We start from the raw sequence: 17,651 nt of genomic DNA on the forward strand, positions 1-17,651 counted from the left end.
AAAGGGAAACAGGAAAGCGTTCTTTTTGTGCAATGAAATTTTGTCTGCGCCACATATCTTCTGGTTATTTGCCCGTCTTGATCTACACTGCAAAAGATAAAAATCAGGCTTCAATATTGATGGAAACCCAAGAAAGCAGCTTTGCTAACGCAAATATTGCTTAATCAACATTCAATTAATACTGGGTTATAGCAGCAAATATGACATAAGCCCTTGATTTCCTTTATAATTTCGCCCTTTCCCTGTCACCGGCCACCACCATGAGCTTGCTTGTCAACCAGACCGAACTGTTATCGCCCGCCAAAACTGTAGAGATAGGCCGCGAAGCGATCTTGCATGGTGCTGATGCTGTGTACATTGGTGGCCCTTCGTTTGGTGCGCGTCACAATGCCAGTAATGAGATCAGCGAGATCGCCAGCCTGGTCGAATTTGCCCATCGCTATCATGCGCGCATCTTCGTGACTATGAACACCATCCTGCATGATTCAGAACTGGAACCTGCACGCAAGCAAATACGCCAACTGTACGATGCAGGTGTCGACGCCCTCATCGTGCAAGACATGGGCATACTCGAACTCGATATACCACCTATACAGCTACATGCCAGCACACAGTGCGATATCCGTGGCGTGGAAAAAGCCAAGTTCCTTGGCGATGTCGGTTTCTCGCAATTGGTGCTGGCGCGTGAACTGACGATCAAACAGATACAGGCCATCAAGGCGCAGGTTGCCACGCCGCTGGAATATTTTGTCCACGGTGCATTGTGTGTTGCCTTCTCTGGCCAATGCTATATCTCGCATGCCGACAATGGCCGTAGCGCCAACCGTGGCGATTGCTCGCAAGCCTGCCGCCTGCCTTATACCCTCAGCGATGGCGAGGGCAGGGTAGTCGCCTATGAAAAACATTTGTTGTCGATGAAAGACAATGACCAGAGCCGCAATCTCGAAGCCTTGCTCGATGCAGGCGTGCAGTCATTGAAGATAGAAGGCCGCTACAAGGACATGGGCTATGTCAAGAACATCACAGCCCACTACCGCTTGCTGCTGGATGAAATTTTAGAGCGCAGGCCAGAATTCACACGTGCTTCCAGCGGCCATAGCCAGGTTGCCTTCACACCTAACGTTGATAAAAACTTCCACCGCGGCCATACCGATTATTTTGCCAATGGCCGCCTCGATGACATAGGCGCATTCGACTCACCCAAATATGTAGGCTTGCACCTCGGTTATGTCACCCGCCTGGCTGCCAATTTCTTTGAGATCGAAGCCAATGAACCCATGTCGAATGGCGATGGCCTCAACTACATGGTCAAACGCGAAGTCGCGGGCATACAGGCCAACACGGTAGAACGCGTAGGCACATCAGAAAACGGTGAAATCTGGCGCGTATTCCCGAATGAGAAAATGGCCGAGCTGGTCAGCCTCAAAGTCGGCACCCTGATCAATCGCAACCGCGATCATCGCTGGGAACATGCGTTGACCAAAAAATCTGCTGAGCGCCGCATTCCTGTCTATATGACTTTGACAGAACAGGCTGATGGATTGCTGCTGAAGATTACCGATGAAGATGGCGTGACTTCTGAAGTCAGCACGCAACTCGCACTGGAACCGGCACAAAACCGCGACAAGGCAGAGGCTGGTTTGCGCGACAACCTCGCCAAGCTCGGCAACACCATGTTTGAAGCTGCGCAAGTCAATCTGGATTTGCAGCAGCCCTGGTTTGTACCATCATCCGTCATCAACTCCTTACGCCGAGATGCCGTAGCCGCGCATGAAGTCGCGCGCCTGGCAGCATGGCAGCGCCCTGAGCGTACACCAGCAGTTGAGCCGCCAGTAGCTTATCCAGAAACCACGCTTAGCTACCTCGCCAACGTGTACAACCACAAGGCCCGCAGCTTCTATGAAAAACACGCCGTACAACTGATCGCCGCCGCCTACGAGTCACATGAAGAACCGGGCGAAGTATCGCTGATGATCACCAAGCACTGCCTGCGCTTCTCCTTCAACCTTTGCCCAAAACAAGCCAAGGGCGTGCAAGGTGTACAAGGCCAGGTCAAGGCGGAACCCATGACGCTGGTCACCGGTGAAGAAAAATACACGCTGAAATTCGACTGCAAGCCATGTGAGATGCACATCATTGGTGCAATGAAAAAACACATTTTGCAGGCGCCACCACCTTCATCAGTGCAATACAGTACCGTGACCTTTCATAAGAACAGACCGCAGACGGTATGATGGTTTAGTGGATGGAAATTGCAGGCTCAAAAAGTAGAAATGCTTTTTGGGCCTTTCTTGTATCGTGGGTCAGCGTCTGTGAAAATTCTGATGAATGACTTATTGTATCAATGTGATAATCTGGAACCAGCTTTCTGACGTCATCTTTTGTCGTCACTTTTTTGCCGCTTTTTTGTCACTTAAGAAGGAGATACTGTGCATATCAAATTCAAGTTGAAAAAATTACTTTGCGCATGTGTGACATTCAGCCTGCTCCAGCCAGCATTTTCTGCAGAGATTTGCCCACGCCGCGACGCTGCTTTTCCTCTATCGGTTACAGTCTTCGACGGTACACCAGAAGAGCTTGCCAGTCTGGTGCCAGAAGAGAGCGGCAAACGTTCAGGTTATTGGCTATTGGAGTCTGTCTATGATCAAAAGCGCTCTGTTACGGTGCTTTGCAAATACGTCGATGGACATGTTGAGCGGGTTGATCTCAAGCAAAGGGTTAGTAAATGCAACTATCAAATCAATAAAAAAAATCAGTTTAGTATTCAATGTAAGTGAATGCTGTCATGACTGGCGACTTTTCACGGGACCCGGCGACAGAGTGGGGTGATGGCTTGCTGGATGTAAATTGATAGATCCGAAAGCAGAATGACCGGCATCGCACGAAACCACATACTGTTTCGACAGCCAATCAAAACTTGATACTCTTGAAATCATGAGTTTATCATATGTTGTCGTACAACATGGATTTTGGCAAATAAAGCAAGCAATAATCCCTGATAACAATCAGTAGCAATTGTTATCTATGAATCCGAAAGGAAATGTCATCCACAAGTGTTTAAGTTTTCCCAAAATGGCCTTCGTTATAATCCTTGGTTGTAGGACGTCCTATAACAATGTATAGTTTTAGATATATTTAATCCGGCATTGGCATTGCTCCATTTCTATGGCTGCAAGCGATATCGAAAAACTATACAAATGGGGACAGGATGGACGCGCAAGCATTAGCAGCAGGCAGGCAGAACAGCCAGACACGCACAGGAACCCGCTGGGGTATATTGCTGATTTTATTTATCGTAACGACCATCAACTATGCTGATCGTGCATCCATCTCCATCGCCGGGCCGGAGTTAAGCAAGAGCCTGGGCCTGTCATCTGTGCAGATGGGCTTTATCTTTTCAGCGTTTGCCTGGTCTTATGTGCTGGCGCAAATCCCCGGTGGATGGCTATTGGACAGATATGGTTCCAAGGGGACGTATTTCTTCAGTATCTTCCTGTGGTCATTTTTTACGATGCTCATGGGCCTCGTGGGGTTTTTGTCGGGGGCGATGGCGATTGCCGTGCTGTTTGCGCTGCGCCTGCTGGTTGGTGCGGCAGAGGCGCCATCCTTTCCTGGTAACAGCCGTATTGCATCTGCCTGGTTCCCTGTCAGTGAGCGCGGGCTGGCGGCAGCGATATTTAATTCTGCGCAATATTTTGCGACCGTGATTTTTGCACCCTTCATGGGCTGGATCGTCCATCAATGGGGATGGCCCAGTGTGTTTTATGTCATGGGTTCTTTGGGCATCATGATGTCTGTGGTCTGGAAGTTCAAACTGCACGACCCGCAAACGCACCCGCGCATTAATGCTGCTGAACTGCAGTATTTAAAAGACGGCGGGGCCTTGATTGATCTTGAGACTGCGCACCAGACTACAAAAACAGAGCAGCTTGATACTGCTTCCATCATCAGGCAATTGCTGTCCAACCGCATGCTGCTGGGGGTATATATTGGCCAGTATTGCATCAATACGCTGACGTATTTTTTCCTGACCTGGTTCCCTGTGTATCTGGTGACAGAGCGGCACATGACTATCCTCAAAGCGGGTTTCGTCGCGGCCATTCCCGCCATCGCAGGCTTTATCGGTGGGGTACTTGGCGGTATCATTTCTGACCGCATGATCAAGGCCGGTGTATCTTTGTCCAAGGCCAGAAAAACACCCATCGTCATCGGCCTGTTGATGGCGATGAGCATGATCTTCTGCAATTACATCACGACAGATGCAATCGTCATTGCGACCATGTCACTGGCATTCTTTGGCAAAGGCATAGGCGCTCTCGGTTGGGCTGTGGTATCTGACACAGCGCCAAAAGAAGCGGGTGGCCTCAGTGGTGCGCTGTTCAATACTTTTGGCAACGTCGCCGGTATTACTACACCGATCGTCATCGGTTATATCCTGCAAGCGACGGGTTCATTTGCCGGTGCCCTGGTTTTTGTAGCTGCCAATGCCGCCATCGCTATTTTTTGCTATGTGTTTATTGTCGGTGATATCAAACGCATGGAATTCAAGCCTGCCTAAGCCCAAAAGAATAGAGGGTAGCGAATTCGCCAGAAGCTGCCCTCAGAATTCCTTGTAAGGCTCGCGCTTTTTGAGTGGCATATAGTTGTGGTTGTGCTCAAAGGCGAAAAACTTGTCTTCTGACATTTTCTTCATTTTCCTTGCCAGATATTCCTGTACGGACTTTGGCAAGGAAAAGAAATTCTCACTTGCAGTCGTGAATGCATCACCATGATATGGCCCGGTGCTTGCCCTTATCACGACTTTTTCTCCCTTGTACAACATGACTATCTTGAGACGGCCAAAGTAAGGGTCGTAATTTATCCTGGCATCGTCATCAAGATAGAAGCGATAAACCAGGATGGGCTCTATGCGGCCATCGCCATCTATGTCAACAAACTCGATCAGTTTTTGCCTGAATGCGACCCCGGCATCATTCCTGGCTGCCTTGTCGCGGATGATGATAGGGTTGGTAAGAGACTGGTCATCTTCTATCTTGAATTGATATGCGGCTATGCTGTTTGACAGGTTTTCACTTGGGTATTCGACATCCTGTTCTTCCGCCAGGTACAGCACATAATTGCCGCTTTGGTCGCTGTAGCAATAGTGCTGGCTCACTGGCAATTGTATGTTCAGTTTCTTGAGGGTTGCCGCATGCATGAGCATGGCGTCGTTCTTGCAGATGGTATTGACACCTTTGTTCTGTGCCCAGGCGAAAGGGCTGGCACATGCCAGCAAGAGCAGAAATAAACTTGGTTTCATGATGCAATATAAAAGGCTGTTATTTGGTTCGTGCTTTGACGGGTTTGAATTGATAGCTATTATCAAAGCCATACAAATTATCTTTGTACATGTTCGCCATCTTCTTCACCAGGTTCTTTTGCACTGAGGCAGGCAAGGCAAAGAAATTATCTGTCGCCGTGGTTTCGCGCTCACCATCGAGAGTGCCCGTAATGGCACGTATGACGACCTTGCTACCCTTGTAGAACATCACTATCTTGATGCGGCCTGAAAAAGCATCCTGCTCTGCGGGTCTGTCCTCTTTCTTGTTATAGAAGCGATAGACGATGATGGCTTCGATGTTGCCATCCTTGTCTATGTCGCCGATTTCTGTCAGCTTGCTCCAAAATTCCATGCCCGCTTCATCGGCATTGGCCTTGTCGCGTATGCTGGCAATGCTGCTCAGGGATTTATCAGTTTCTATCTTCAGCAGGTGCGCTTCTACAGCGCTGGAAAGTTTGTCTTCACCTTGCTTCACATCCTGCTTTTCAGTCAGATAAAGCACGTAGTTGCCAGACTGGTCGCTATAGCAGTAGTGCTTGAACACCGACAGACTTATGCCGGATTTTTTCAATGTCTCTGCCTGTAGCAGGCGTTCATCAGTGCAGGTGGTTTTGCTGTCCTTGCCCTGGCCAAAAGCGAGCGCAGGTAACAGGAAAAACAGGGGGAGCAGATATTTCATGGCAGCAGGTGGCGCTATTCGCGCCTTATTGATTCTTTGATCAGGGCGCGTAGCTTAGCAAGAAAACTCTGTAACACCTGTATTACTTTGTTGCAGCGACAGTTTTTGCCAGTACTCTGCTTACCAGCCTTGCTGTTCACCAGAGCAGGGTGGGGGCATGACAAATGTCATGCAATACTGCTTACAGCCGCTACTTATGTACCTGACTTTGCTTCCATATACTAACGTCTCCATCAACCAAGCAAGGAAAAACATCATGTCCGATATACTGTCTTACTCCCAAATCGTTCCCCTCGGTGCATTTGCTGTTGCCATCGCTTACTCGGTTTGCCATGCCTGGATCAAGACCAGTCAGCATGAAACTGAGCTGCAACAACGCAGCATGGAACATCAGGAAAAGATGAAAGCCATGGAACTCGAAATCGCCCGCAATCAGGCAATAGCGGCGGACAGAAAAAATCAGTTAGCCTGAGTCGCACACATGTACCCGGCCAGCATGCATGCGATACACATACAGTGTGATCGCATGCCTGTTGAGTTTGATTTGGCTTGGCAAGTGCAACCCGGCATCACACCAATAAATCCGCCAGACTACGCGCAATGACCTTGGTAGCCTTGCGTAAATCTTCCAGATTCAAACGCTCATCTGCCCGTTTCGCATGTGACTCCAGCACAGTACGCGGCCCTGCGCCATAGATAACCCCCGGTATGCCCACTTCCGAGAACAGACGCACGTCAGTATAGAGCGGCGTACCCAGCGCAGGAATCGCTTCACCAAACACCGTCCCGCCATGCTTTTGTATCGCCTCTACCAGCGGCGTATTACCCGGCAAGGGCCGCATGGAATTTGCCAGCAAGATGCGTTTGATATCAATGCTGATGCCGGGCAAATCTGCTGCCGTATCGCTGATGACTTTGCGCAAAGTTGCTTCGACTTCTGCCGGATTTTCTTCCGGTATCATGCGACGGTCGAGTTTGAACGTCACGCGGCCAGGGATGACATTGGTATTGGTGCCACCTTCTATGGTCCCCACATTCAAATAAGGGTGGGTAATGCCTTCGACTTTCGATGTGACCTGTTTGTACAAGGTATTTTGCGCATACAGGGCATTCAAAATCTTGACAGCAGCCTGCAAGGCATCGACACCCGAATCAGGGATTGCTGCGTGGGCCATCTTGCCATGCACCGTCACTTCCATCTGCAAACAGCCGTTATGCGCTGTGATGACCTGGTAAGAGAAACCAGCGGCTATCATCAGGTCAGGCTTGATGAGATTATGCTTGAGCATCCAGCCGGGGCCTACTTCGCCACCAAATTCTTCATCGTAAGTGAATAGCAATTCCAGCGTACCCGCCTTTGGTTTGGCAACCGCTTCGAGGGCGCGCAAGGCAAAGGTGTAAGTCGAAAAATCGCATTTGCTGACAGCTGTGGCACGGCCATAGATATTGCCGTTTTCTATTTCACCACCATAAGGGTTCTTGGTCCAGCCTTCGCCCGGTGGCACTACATCGCCATGGGCGTTCAGCAGCACAGTCTTGCCTGGGCCATACTGGCGACGCACCAGCAGGTTGGTGATGCTTTGCAGGCCTGCGTCTTTGACTTCGCTATCAGGTACTGCATGTTTTTCTGCGCTGATACCCATGTCTTGCAGCAGATCGGCGGTGCGTTCTGCATGCGGAGTGTTATTGCCGGGTGGTGTGTCGGTAGGCACGCGTACCAGTTCTTGCAGGAATTTGACTTGCTCGTCAAAGTGGTTGTCTATCCAGGCATCAAGTTGTTCGTAGTTATTCATGGTGGAGAGCTTTCATTGTGAGTATTGAGTGTGATTTGGCGTCTTATGCTTGACGCCTCGATTGAAAGTGTTCAACAAAATGGGCAAAGGCTTGTGTGGCGAGTGCGGCATCTTCTGCCGTCATGATTTCATCCGGGTGGTGGCTGATACCGCCATTGCCGCAACGTACAAACAGCATGGCCACATCGCAGATGGCGGCCATTGCCATCGCATCATGTCCGGCACCAGAGGGCAGGTGGCGTAAGGCTGCATCGCAGTCGGTAATGGAATCTGCCAGTTGCTGTTGTAGCCAAGGCGCGCAAGGCACGCTGGCAGCTTCATGGGTTTTTCGCAAATTGAATTGCACCTTGCGGCGTGCTGCGATGCGCTCGATTTGCGCCAGCACATCGACCACGGCCTGCTCGCGCACGGCATCCCGCTCAGCACGTATGTCTATCGAAAATACCGCCTTGCCAGGCACGACATTGGCAGCACCATTTGGTACATTGAATTGCCCCACCGTGCCAACCAGGCCGGGTATGCCCTGACAGCGCTGTTCTATATACAGGCCGGTTTCTGCTGCGGCCATGGCGGCATCACGGCGCATGCCCATGGGTGCAGTACCTGCGTGTCCTGCCAAACCTTCCACCTCGACCATAAAGCGGGTCGCGCCGGAGATTGCCGTGACCACGCCCAGCGCCAGACCTTCATTGAGCAAGACCGGCCCCTGTTCTATATGTACTTCGACAAAACCCAATACGCTGGCCGGGTCATACGCGGCCTTGGCCAGCCCGGCTGGGTGAAAGCCTGAAGCCGTCATCACTTCGCGCATGCTCTGGCCACTGTCATCCAGATTATCCAGCACAGCCATGTCGAACGTGCCTGCGGCGGCACGGCTGCCCAGCAGGGTGGCCTTGAAGCGCACGCCTTCTTCTTCAGCAAAACCGATGATCTCTATCGCGAAAGGGAAACGCTTGCCCGCCGCATGCCATTGCTCTACACAGGCCAGTGGCAGCAAGATGCCGAGGTTGCCGTCATATTTGCCCGCATTGCGCACCGTATCAAAATGCGAGCCGGTCAGCAGGGCGGGGGCGTTGGGTTCCAGGCCTTCATAGCGACCTATGACATTGCCTGCCATATCGCGCCGTACATTCATGCCGGCAGCGCACATCCATTCAGCCACTTGGGCTGCGGCGTTGTGGTGCTCAGGGGTCAGGTAAGTGCGCGTCAACATGCCCGGTGCTTCGGTATGTTGCGCCAATACGTCAGCCCTGTTCATGATTTGCGAGCCACAACTCGCGTAGGAATGCATCTTGCTCGACATGCTGGTCTCCTCCTTTGTTAGGTATCTTGTACAGGCTTCATTGTGAGCTGTGGCTGTCCCGGCTTGTCTTGTTATGTATGCCGCATTTACCTGGTCGTGAGAGCTGCCGCTTTACCTGTTTTTTTGGATTCTACTATTGAATTCATTTATTGCATACAAAAATTGGATGCAGTATATTTGATTTCAGATCGCTTCCTGAAAAGCTGGCTTGATGGTGAGGTCTGCAAAAATTTTCGTCTATATATCAATGAGTTGGAGTTGAATTTCAGTAAGTAATAATAACCAGTCAATCAGGAGGTAATCGTGCAGCGCATCTATAAATCACTTTTTGGCCAGGTGCTTATCGCCCTGGCAGCCGGGATACTGATAGGGGTCTTGTACCCCAGCTTTGGCGTCAGCCTCAAACCCATAGGCGATGGTTTTATCAAACTGATCAAGATGATCATCCCCATGATCGTTTTTTGCGTCGTCGTCCATGGCATTTATGGTGCGGGCGAGCTCAAGAAAGTAGGGCGCGTCGGCCTCAAGGCGCTGATTTACTTTGAAGTGGTGACCACGATTGCACTGGTATTGGGCCTGGCACTGGCTTTCTTGTTCCACCCGGGTGAGGGCATGAACATCGTTCCCGCTTCGCTTGATGCGAGCACCCTGGGCACTTATGTCGATAATGCCAACAAGGTCAAAAGCGCAGGCTTTGCCGAATTTGTCATGAAGATCATCCCGACCACAGTCGTCAGCGCCTTTACCTCGGGTGACGTGTTGCAGGTCTTGCTGTTTTCCCTGATATTTGGCTGCGCCCTGTCACTGGTCGGTGAAAAAGCCCGCCCCATTGCCGACGCAATCAGCAGCCTGTCTGAAGTATTTTTCAAGTGCATGTCCTTCATCATCAAGCTCGCCCCCTTGGGCGTGTTTGGTGCAATTGCCTTCACCGTGGGCAAATATGGGGTGGGCTCGTTGAAACAACTGGGTTTGCTGGTGATCTTGTTTTACGCTGCCGTCATCATTTTTGTATTTGTCATCCTGGGCGGGATATTGAAAGTCGCTGGCTTCAATATCTTCAAATTCATCAAATACCTGCGTGAAGAATTGCTGGTAGTGCTGGCGACAGCATCGTCAGACTCTGTCTTGCCACAGGTGATGAAAAAGCTGGAATACATGGGCATCAAGGACACCACGGTCGGCCTGGTGATACCCACCGGCTATTCCTTCAACCTCGACGCGTTTTCCATCTACCTGACACTGGCCGCCGTATTCATCGCCCAGGCCACCAATACCCCGCTGGCGTTCTCAGATTTGCTGGCGATACTGGCGATTGCCCTGGTCACTTCCAAAGGCGCACATGGCGTACCCGGCTCGGCCATCGTCATCCTGGCCGCCACCCTGTCTGCCATACCGGCGATACCGGTAGTGGGCCTGGTACTGGTGCTGTCAGTCGATTGGTTCATCGGCATCGCCCGTGCCCTGGGTAACCTGATCGGTAACTGCGTTGCTACCGTGGTTGTCGCCGCATGGGAAAAAGACATAGACAGAAGCCGTGCCCATGCTGTGCTGAATGGCGATACTGCTGCGATTGCCAGTTATGATCTGGCGAATAGCAAGGCAGAGCTGGTGGCGGGATGACGCTGGTTTTTTATACGCTGACTGCGCCAGGTCAAGGGTAGTGGAATAAAAATAACGCCCAAAGGCCAAAATCTTTGGGCGTTAAGTTTATCAGGTTACAATTTCGCCTTAGCTCATCATGCAGCACGCTAGCTCTATAGGTAAATAAGAATATGACCGCCACCACCAATCCAGCCCAGGCAGACCAGGCAGACAGCTCAGAAGCCATCGCCCTAGACATCACCACGGCCATCGCCGAGCAAAGGCTGCCGCCCGGCACCAAGCTCAGGGAAGAGGCACTGGCGCGCATGTATTCCGTCAGCCGCACCAAAATCCGCGCTGCCCTCGTCATGCTGGCCAAGGACAAGCTCATCGACCTCGTGCCAGAAAAAGGCGCCTTCGTCAGCAAGCCCAGTGAGCAGGAAGCGCACGAGATATTTGCTGTCCGCCGCATACTCGAAGCTGCGCTGGTACGCGAATTCATCGCCAAGGCCACCGCAGAAGATTACGCCCGCATAGAACAACACCTGCTCCAGGAACGCCAGGCCATCAGCGACAACAACGTACAGGAACGCTCAACCCTGCTCAGCGACTTTCACATCCTGCTCGCCAAAACCGCAGGCAACCTGGTACTGACCGACATCCTCATGAAACTCGCTGGCCGCAGCTCCCTCATCACCATGCTCTACCAGTCCAGCCGCGACGCCAGTTGCTCATCAGATGAACACGTAGAATTCATCAAGGCCGCAAAAGCCGGGGATGTAGAAAAAGCCGTAGAACTGATGGCCCATCACTTGCACCACGTTGAATCAGCACTGCAATTCAAGGAAGTGGCGAAGAGTGACAAGAAGGATTTTATTTCGGCTTTGCTGGCTTGAGTGAATTGGGTAGCTTGGGTTTTACTGTGAAAAAGCGATTTGAGAAAACCAGGGTAACAAGCAATGTTCACGCGTTCTTAAGCGTATTTGCGATTATTTAGAGCCCATCGTTGGCTGGAGTCATTGAATGACGATTGACTGGGAATCATTTGGAATAGAGAAGAAATCATCTGTCGATTCACGGATTGTGTCTGCAGTACAGAAAAAACTAAATGTTATTTTCCCTGACTCGTATGTAGATTTAGTGATGCATTCTGACAGTGCGTGTCCGGAGATTTCTACATTTGAATACCAGAAAGAAGAGACATGCATTAGTGAATTTTTTGAGTTCACTGATGAAGTCAGGCAGTTTACTATTTCATGGTATGCACGACCCCACGGAGTTTTCAATCTACCGGAAAGATTTATTCCCATAGCGAGAGATGCCGGAGATTATTTGATTTGTTTGAACTTTAATAAAAGCTCGCCTACGGTTGAGGTATTCGATCCAGCTTCGGGACAATCATTTTTCGTAGCCCATAGGTTCAGTGAATTCGTGAGCTTGTGGCATGAATAACAGTATCTACTCTTGCTAAGCAATCCTTGACATTGAACAACATGCGCACATACATGAAACCAGAAAAATGGATATAAATTTATTTATTTCTCAATTAGGTATGAGCGTTTTGACGCCATCGGTGATAACTTTGTTTGCGGGCATAAGTGTTGATTTATCAAACGATTTAAATCTTCCAATGGATGAATTTGATTGCTATGTTGAGCAGCCTGATGACGGTATATGTTTTGTTTTTACAGACGAAGCCATGTTCTTAGGTAAGGACAAACAAGTGTTGGGATCTGGCCCCTTGTATTTCTCTGGAATATTTCTTTATGCTGAAGGTAAAGATAATTACTCGCAGTTTCGAGGAGTTATTCCATTTGGAATAAGTTTCACCGATAAACATGAAGAGTTGGTGTCCCTTATGGGAGTTCCGACATGGCAAAGAATGAGAAACGATGGCTCTGTTGCAGCAGATCGTTGGGACAACGTAGCTGCGAATCAAATACATATCTCTTATTCCGCGAATGATGGACAGGTAGTGCTGGTATCACTTCAGAAACCGAATTTTGCATAGCTCTGCATTTGATAAAAATTGACGACGTAATCGTACACATCTATGCAACATCGATCATTGAACAACATGCGCAAAACAAAAATATTATCCAAAGTCAGCACCGACAAAGAAAACAGCATCAAGCTGCAATTCCCATTTTTGCAGAACATTAAAGAAAATATTGATCACGGCAATATGGGGCGCGTTGGCATGCTACAGAAAGAAATCAAGATGAATAGGAATAAGGTGGTGAGGCTTTTGAGCCCTGTTTTACTAATGACGGTATTTGCTACTGCTCAGGCTCAGTCCGGCGGATGCGTAATGACATATTCTCCACGAATGGGGGTTGAAGCTTTAGATGAATGTGCAGCGACGGTTCTGGCAACTGATACGCAACAATTGACCGCGTTAGGGGATATATTTTTAAATCGCAGGTCTTCAAGATCAGATCTACAAAGAGCCATTTCTTACTACACATTAGCTGCTCAAGCAGGTGATGCAATAGCTCAGGTGAAACTGGGGCGAGTGCTTAAGGAAGAAAACGCATCTCCAGAAATATGGCTGCCTTGGATCGAGAAATCGGTGATGACTGGTAATCGTGACGCGCTTGAGATGTTAACCAGTCATGGCTGGCTCAACGTCAACAATGAGGATCCCAATGATAGAGCCAATAAACAATTCTATTTGCAGACAATAATCAGGCTCATGGCGCAAAGAAATTTTGACGACCAGAGCTATTGCGATCTTGCTATCCGCATAGGGTATATGCATTACCACGGAATCGGTACTACAGAGAATCCCCGGGAGACCATAGTATGGTACGAGCGAGCAGGAAAACGGGGAGCTTATAAGCCACGGTGGTCTGTCATTAAAATGTACCAAATCGGTGATGGCGTACCTAGTAATCCAAGAAAAGCAGAGCAGTTGCTGAAATTATTCCTCGAAGATCAAAAAAGCTTTTTTGTTGACCATCCTGCAGAATATGTAAACTGGTTGACTGCAGCCGCAAACATAGGAATTTCATCAGCGGCATTTCGCCTTGCAAATATATACGAAAAAGGAACTTATGGTGTAACTGCGAATAGTGCCACTGCCAAGCGCTGGAGGAGGCAGGGTCAGAAAATAGATGAATAATCACAATGCAAATTCCGTGCTGGCTTTGAGAGCGTTGCTCAAGTTTTGATAATTTGCATGCAATAGCCATGACATGATCTGATCATTTTCCGACTTTAAGACTGCGATTGTCAGATCAGTCCTGTAGATACGATTAGCTTTGCGTAATGGTAAGCATATTTACTCACTCAAGACTCCTGGTTGGACGCACAGTACAAGTTACGCGGGCATCAAGCTTGAGAGCGTTATGACTGTTTCAGCGGTTTACATGCGTACGATTACGTTTCACTAATCGGACCTACACGACCTGCATTTGATAGAAATTGACGACGTAATCGCACACACTTATGCAACCCCGATCATTGAACAACATGTGCAAAACAAAAATATTATCCAAAGTCAGCACCGACAAAGAAAACAGCATCAAGCTGCAATTCCCATTTTTGCAGAACATAAAAGAAAACATTGATCACGGCAATATGGGGCGCGTTGCCACCTCTGTGTTTGACCACTGGATCACTTGCGAGAGAGAGTATCCTTTATTGGATAACATAGACGCCGCTGAACAAGAAAACCGGAATAAGAAATTTCTGTCGCACTGGGCTGCCATATTTGATGCTACCGAGGTGTTCACGGTTCGTTACCGTGGTCAATGGCCGCAAAAAGAGAAACTGGTCATCAGGCAATATACCGACAAGACTGGATATCTGACGCAATGCAAGCAGAAAATGCTCAGCACGCCATTCCAGTTTCTCATCTTGCCTGAGTTTGATAGTCTCTACGTAGCATCGTGGGACGACACCCATGAGCTCTATTTTAACGACCGCCTGAGGGCTGAGCCAGTTCTACGTCTGGCAGAAAAATCTGGATTGCATGTCCTGGAATTCAATTAAAGCAGTCTTACCCTGCGTAGGTACGATTAGCATCGCGTAATCGTAAGCATGTTGACTCACGCATAATGTTTGAGAGACCTATAGTTGTTTCAACGTTTTGCATGCGTACGATTACGTTTCACTAATCGTACCTACAATGAGCTAATCATTGCAATGATTTTCTCAAATCACTTACTCCCTATTCAAAGTGTCAAAACCAGCACGGAGTTGCCCTTGGGGGACCTGGCCAAATCTGTCACATCACGCGATGTTTCACTTTGATGGCCGGTACGTATAAGAGAATGCCAAAATAAGAAAACCAAAAATCGTCATGACGAGCCCCATTTTCACGTCTCTTTTTTCCCATGGCCATCTGTTCTTTGTATAGTCATTCGCTAAATAAATGATCCTCATACTTCGTCCACCATGCAGGGTTTGCGAGGTAGCCTGATCAATGCTTTTCGTCACAGTATACTTTTCGCCTCGTTCTGTGATGAGTGTCAGGCGGACGTTGTTTTGATTGCTGGCTGGCCCAGAAATTTTCTCCAGTGGTTCAACCTGAGCATTTCTTCCGAGGAGTTCGAAGTCGCGATTTTCGAGATAACCTCCAACTCCCTCATATAAGCCCAGTGCAGAAAAACAGAAACCCAAAAGACGAATTCTTCCAGCGAGTGACATGATTACTATATCCTTTTAAATATTTTTTAAGTCACCATCCACTGAGCCAGCGGTGGTGAGGTGAGCTCTATTCTTTGACTTGCAAGAGCCGATTGTCAGCTTGATGCCACTGGTGCAGCAGGTGGTAATGCTGCCATGAGCTTTTGCATTTTTTCCAGATAGGCACTGGCTTCTGCTGCCACGTCTGCATCCGGGTAGCGTTGCAAGATCACCTTCACGATGGAAATTGCCTGCGCATATTTGCGGAAATGGTCGCCAGACAGGCGGGCAGCCAGCATGTATATGGCAGGGATGTCATCATGCTTGGGGTTCTTTTTGTCAAAACCCTGTATCAGATTCATCGCGCCCTTGAAATCATTGGTCGCAAAAGCACTGCTGGCAACTTGCAGGATATCGTCCGGCTGCACTTCAAAAGCCGGGTCGCGGTTTTTGAGTTCACCTAGCATATGCATGGCTTTTTCATGATAGCCAGCTTTACCCAGCGCCAGCATATAGCGCCGTGCCTGTTCGCAGATGCGTTTTTCATCGCCTTTGCGCAATAGCAGCTGATACAGCTTTTCATTCAGGGTCAGGTTGCCGCGCTCATAGCGCATTTCATCTTCCAGTATGCGCAAGGCAGCATCGAGTTCACCCCGCATCAGGAGTGCGTCGATACGCTGGATGAACGGATCAGAAGATGCAGGTGCCGGATTGTCCTTCGCCTTGGACTGCTCCCTGTGCGTATCAAAATCCACTGCCACCGGCAAACCGAGTTGCTGATGGTATTGATACAGCACATAGCCCATCATCGAATAGGTTGCCAGGATCAGGTAAAAATTCAAAAATGTCATCAGCGGCACGCTCACGAAGGGTGACCAGGTTGCCGGTATCAGATGACGCAAGCCCTCTATGCTCAACAAAACTGCACCAAAGATTGCCCACACCACGAAATAGGATGCACCCATGCCACGTATGAAGAACAGCGCCGTTGCAGGGTTGAGTGCACGCCAGGCATTGTCTTCAATCGCCAGCACCATCACTGCAGCGGGTATGGGCAGGGCAAAAAGAATGGCAAGCACATAGAACCATTTGGCGAAATGCACATCCGGCGCCATGAATTTATCCATCCTGCTACGCGGCTGGTTGCTGCTTTCTTCTACACTATTGTCTTGCGCGCCGTTTTGCGTACCATTGGTCAGCTCCGCCTCACGCATGGCAATGCGCCGGGCTGCTTCATCACTGCCATCGCTGCTAGCCTTGGGCGCAGCCATATCATACTGACTGAGGGCTTTCGGTTCATCCGGGTCGGCGCTGTCGTCATCCTCATCTGTTGGCACAGGCCTGCGGGCAGGGGAGGCCTCATTGCCCGCTATTGCCGCCAGCGATGCCGCCGCAGGCATTTGCACACTTGTGGCACTGGTTTGGGATTTGGATGAGATCGCAGGCGCATTCGCATCCGGCTTCATGGCATATGTGCCAACCACGACCATCAAGAGAAAATACAGCAGGAACACCAGGTTCTGCTTATAGGGGCGTTTATCTTTATTACCCCAGACAGTAATGTCATCCCATTTTGGGTTCAGTTGCCCCATCGATGCCATTTCCATGACCGCATACGCATAACGCAAAAAGAACAGCATCAGCAAGCCGCGAAACATGCCAAAGGCAAACACCGTCACGACACTCAGGGCTGACAGGCCCGCAATCATGATCAGCGGCGCAGGCTTGAAAGGAAACAGCAAAAAAGCAGGCAGGCGCTGCAAAAATGGCGTGATATCGTCTTGGTAAATCTTGATCTGGGGTTCTGCGGACATGGTTTGAATTGTTTTTATGCACTGTAAAAGCGCAATATAGGGGGCGGGCAACCCGGCAATATAAACGTAGTCAGGCTTGTATGCAAGGCTGTTGCTGGAGGGAATGATTTTGCGGGGAAATATTAGTTGCTTCGTACAAATTTATAGCTATGCGCAATCGCATATATATTAGTTGCTACTTAGCGATTGAAGATATGTGTCGTGCCGTTGGTGATATGAGGTTGATGACGGCAGGAAGTATGGGATGGAAGTCTTTGAAGTGACTGTTGTATTTTGATATATATCGTGCGTGCGATTATGTAAAGTTACCGGTTCTGCTTTCTTGTGATGCAGTACCGCGTTTTCTATCCATAGTACGTAAGACTCTTTGGTGTCGGTCAGTACAAGATTGAATTTGAAATCCTTGCCTTCGGCATCGGGGCCATTCAGGCCGGCGGCAATGGCTTCTAGGAAGCTCTCTATCGGGGTTGCAGCGGGTGCGGGGTCAGGTTTAACTTTCCAACATTGTCAAGCTTGCGGGCAATCAGGT

General features: G+C 49.4%; 17 protein-coding genes. 10 read left to right on the forward strand and 7 right to left on the reverse strand.

Features of this window, described 5'->3' with window-relative positions; genetic code table 11:
- Positions 1–260 precede the first annotated feature (260 nt).
- From ACO0LN_RS02600 to ACO0LN_RS02610, 3 genes are all read left to right on the forward strand, one after another.
- Positions 261–2,234: a peptidase U32 family protein gene (locus ACO0LN_RS02600; protein ID WP_422970830.1), complete on the forward strand. Its 1,974-nt coding sequence runs from the start codon at positions 261–263 to the stop codon at positions 2,232–2,234.
- Between the two features lie 195 nt (positions 2,235–2,429).
- Positions 2,430–2,777, forward strand: a complete 348-nt coding sequence (locus ACO0LN_RS02605) for an STY0301 family protein (protein ID WP_422970831.1) — start codon at positions 2,430–2,432, stop codon at positions 2,775–2,777.
- 431 nt (positions 2,778–3,208) lie between these two features.
- Positions 3,209–4,558, forward strand: coding sequence for an MFS transporter (locus tag ACO0LN_RS02610; protein ID WP_422970832.1), 1,350 nt, complete (start codon positions 3,209–3,211; stop codon positions 4,556–4,558).
- Between the two features lie 42 nt (positions 4,559–4,600).
- Here the strand turns inward: ACO0LN_RS02610 and ACO0LN_RS02615 are convergent, their stop codons facing one another.
- On the reverse strand, positions 4,601–5,299 hold the full coding sequence (locus ACO0LN_RS02615; RefSeq protein WP_422970833.1) for a M949_RS01915 family surface polysaccharide biosynthesis protein: 699 nt from the start codon (positions 5,297–5,299) through the stop codon (positions 4,601–4,603).
- Between the two features lie 19 nt (positions 5,300–5,318).
- The gene (locus ACO0LN_RS02620; RefSeq protein ID WP_422970834.1) at positions 5,319–5,999 is read right to left on the reverse strand and encodes a M949_RS01915 family surface polysaccharide biosynthesis protein; all 681 of its coding nucleotides are present in this window, start codon (positions 5,997–5,999) and stop codon (positions 5,319–5,321) included.
- Between the two features lie 256 nt (positions 6,000–6,255).
- Between ACO0LN_RS02620 and ACO0LN_RS02625 the strand changes: the two genes are divergently transcribed.
- The gene (locus tag ACO0LN_RS02625) at positions 6,256–6,471 is read left to right on the forward strand and encodes a hypothetical protein (RefSeq protein ID WP_422970835.1); all 216 of its coding nucleotides are present in this window, start codon (positions 6,256–6,258) and stop codon (positions 6,469–6,471) included.
- A 97-nt stretch (positions 6,472–6,568) separates the two neighbouring features.
- Here ACO0LN_RS02625 and ACO0LN_RS02630 read toward each other — a convergent pair whose 3' ends face one another.
- Both ACO0LN_RS02630 and ACO0LN_RS02635 read right to left on the reverse strand, forming a co-directional pair.
- Entirely contained in the window at positions 6,569–7,792 is a 1,224-nt protein-coding gene (locus ACO0LN_RS02630; RefSeq protein WP_422970836.1) for a M20 family metallopeptidase, read from the reverse strand.
- 43 nt (positions 7,793–7,835) lie between these two features.
- Positions 7,836–9,095, reverse strand: coding sequence for an allantoate amidohydrolase (locus ACO0LN_RS02635; RefSeq protein ID WP_422970837.1), 1,260 nt, complete (start codon positions 9,093–9,095; stop codon positions 7,836–7,838).
- Between the two features lie 303 nt (positions 9,096–9,398).
- Here ACO0LN_RS02635 and ACO0LN_RS02640 point away from each other — a divergent pair, with 303 nt between their 5' ends.
- The 6 genes from ACO0LN_RS02640 (at position 9,399) to ACO0LN_RS02665 (ending at position 14,672) form a co-directional block, all read left to right on the forward strand.
- Positions 9,399–10,715, forward strand: coding sequence for a C4-dicarboxylate transporter DctA (locus ACO0LN_RS02640; RefSeq protein ID WP_422970838.1), 1,317 nt, complete (start codon positions 9,399–9,401; stop codon positions 10,713–10,715).
- Positions 10,716–10,867: 152 nt separating this feature from the next.
- Positions 10,868–11,572 (forward strand): GntR family transcriptional regulator, encoded by a 705-nt coding sequence (locus ACO0LN_RS02645; protein WP_422970839.1) that lies wholly within the window; start codon positions 10,868–10,870, stop codon positions 11,570–11,572.
- 127 nt (positions 11,573–11,699) lie between these two features.
- A complete protein-coding gene (locus tag ACO0LN_RS02650; RefSeq protein ID WP_422970840.1) occupies positions 11,700–12,128 on the forward strand; it encodes an SMI1/KNR4 family protein in 429 nt (142 codons plus the stop codon).
- Between the two features lie 67 nt (positions 12,129–12,195).
- A complete protein-coding gene (locus ACO0LN_RS02655) occupies positions 12,196–12,687 on the forward strand; it encodes a hypothetical protein (protein ID WP_422970841.1) in 492 nt (163 codons plus the stop codon).
- Positions 12,688–12,753: 66 nt separating this feature from the next.
- The gene (locus ACO0LN_RS02660; RefSeq protein WP_422970842.1) at positions 12,754–13,800 is read left to right on the forward strand and encodes a tetratricopeptide repeat protein; all 1,047 of its coding nucleotides are present in this window, start codon (positions 12,754–12,756) and stop codon (positions 13,798–13,800) included.
- A gap of 350 nt (positions 13,801–14,150) precedes the next feature.
- Positions 14,151–14,672, forward strand: coding sequence for a hypothetical protein (locus ACO0LN_RS02665; protein ID WP_422970843.1), 522 nt, complete (start codon positions 14,151–14,153; stop codon positions 14,670–14,672).
- Positions 14,673–14,924: 252 nt separating this feature from the next.
- On the opposite strand, the gene ACO0LN_RS02670 is transcribed toward ACO0LN_RS02665, so the two are convergent.
- The 3 genes from ACO0LN_RS02670 to ACO0LN_RS02680 form a co-directional block, all read right to left on the reverse strand.
- The gene (locus tag ACO0LN_RS02670) at positions 14,925–15,329 is read right to left on the reverse strand and encodes a hypothetical protein (protein WP_422970844.1); all 405 of its coding nucleotides are present in this window, start codon (positions 15,327–15,329) and stop codon (positions 14,925–14,927) included.
- 95 nt (positions 15,330–15,424) lie between these two features.
- Entirely contained in the window at positions 15,425–17,122 is a 1,698-nt protein-coding gene (locus ACO0LN_RS02675) for a tetratricopeptide repeat protein (RefSeq protein ID WP_422970845.1), read from the reverse strand.
- A gap of 168 nt (positions 17,123–17,290) precedes the next feature.
- Complete coding sequence (locus ACO0LN_RS02680) at positions 17,291–17,584, reverse strand: alkyl sulfatase C-terminal domain-containing protein (protein ID WP_422971266.1); 294 nt, start codon at positions 17,582–17,584, stop codon at positions 17,291–17,293.
- Between the last annotated feature and the right edge of the window lie 67 nt (positions 17,585–17,651).

Source organism: Undibacterium sp. TC9W (assembly GCF_049339865.1).
Classification (GTDB): domain Bacteria; phylum Pseudomonadota; class Gammaproteobacteria; order Burkholderiales; family Burkholderiaceae_D; genus Undibacterium.